This is a genomic window from Nocardioides sp. (assembly GCF_031397825.1).
GTDB lineage: Bacteria > Actinomycetota > Actinomycetes > Propionibacteriales > Nocardioidaceae > Nocardioides.
Map to the genome: position 1 here is coordinate 1 of NZ_JANNML010000204.1, position 1,564 is coordinate 1,564.

A 1,564-nucleotide genomic window follows, 5' to 3' on the forward strand; every position below is an offset into this window, starting at 1 on the left:
CAGGCGGCCAACGACACGATCCGCACCCTCGGGATCGCCGACGGCCAGGTCCACGCGCTGGCCACGAAGGCCTGGGCCGACGTGCAGGAGCTCGGTGCCCTCAACGGCTTCCGCAACGCGCAGGCCTCGGTCCTCGCGCCCACCGGCACCATCGGCTTCATGATGGACTGCGACACCACCGGCATCGAGCCGGACTTCTCGCTGGTCAAGTTCAAGAAGCTCGTCGGTGGCGGCTCGATGCAGATCGTCAACCAGACCATCCCGCGCGCGCTGCGCAAGATGGGCTACGTCGGCGAGCAGGTCGAGGCGATCGTCGACTACATCGCCGAGCACGGCCACGTCATCGACGCCCCGGGCCTCAAGCTCGAGCACTACGAGGTCTTCGACACCGCGATGGGTGCCCGCGCGCTCAAGCCCATGGGCCACGTGCGGATGATGGCCTCCTGCCAGCCGTTCCTCTCCGGCGCCATCTCCAAGACGGTCAACCTGCCGGAGTCAGCGACGGTCGAGGAGATCGAGGACATCTACCTCCAGTCGTGGAAGCTCGGCCTCAAGGCCACCGCGATCTACCGCGACAACTGCAAGGTCGGCCAGCCGCTCTCCAGCGGCAAGGGTGACAACAAGGGTGAGGACTCCAACAAGTCCGCCGCCGGCGACGTCGTCGCCGAGGTCGTCGAGGCCACCAAGGTGATCGAGAAGATCGTCTACGCCCCGACCCGCAAGCGTCTGCCCAAGTCGCGCACCTCGCGCACCACCTCCTTCACGGTGGGTGGCGCCGAGGGCTACATGACCTCGGGTGCCCACGACGACGGTCAGCTCGGTGAGGTCTTCCTCAAGCTCGGCAAGCAGGGCTCCACGCTCGCCGGTGTCATGGACGCCTTCTCGATCGCGGTCTCCATCGGTCTGCAGTACGGAGTGCCCCTCGAGACCTACGTCGCGAAGTTCACCAACCTGCGCTTCGAGCCCGCCGGCCTCACCGACGACCCCGACGTCCGCATGGCGCAGTCCCTCATGGACTACGTCTGGCGCCGACTGGCCCTCGACTACATGACGTTCGAGGAGCGCTCCGCCCTCGGCATCTACTCCGCCGACGAGCGTCAGCGCCACCTCGAGACCGGCTCCTACGAGCCCGTCACCGAGACCGGCTCCGCAGCCGAGCTGATCGAGGCCGAGATCGTGGACCTGGCTCCGGTGGTCGAGGAGGCCCCCGCGCCCGCCCAGCAGGCGTCGGTCGTCGAGCCCCAGCAGGCCCGCACCTCCGCCGAGCTCATGGAGAAGCTCACCGGCACCGCCGTCGACTCTCCCCTCTGCATGACCTGCGGCACCAAGATGCGTCCCGCCGGCTCCTGCTACGTGTGTGAGGGCTGCGGCAGCACGTCCGGCTGCAGCTGACTCATCTGCTCAACCCACCGGCCCGGTCCCTGATGTCAGGGGCCGGGCCGGTGGCGGCTCCGACGTCGTACGACGCGTAGCCGGCGACGAGGTCGCCGGGCGGCTCGGCATCTGAGCCGCGTCAGCGGATCCCCGTGTCGCACGGGACGTCCATGGCGACGTCCTGGTCGGC

1 pseudogene is annotated in these 1,564 nt (G+C 68.6%); it reads left to right on the forward strand.

Annotated elements, in window-relative coordinates:
* Nucleotides 1-1,392: pseudogene (locus RMN98_RS17390) on the forward strand (vitamin B12-dependent ribonucleotide reductase); the annotation flags it as partial.
* Between the last annotated feature and the right edge of the window lie 172 nt (nt 1,393-1,564).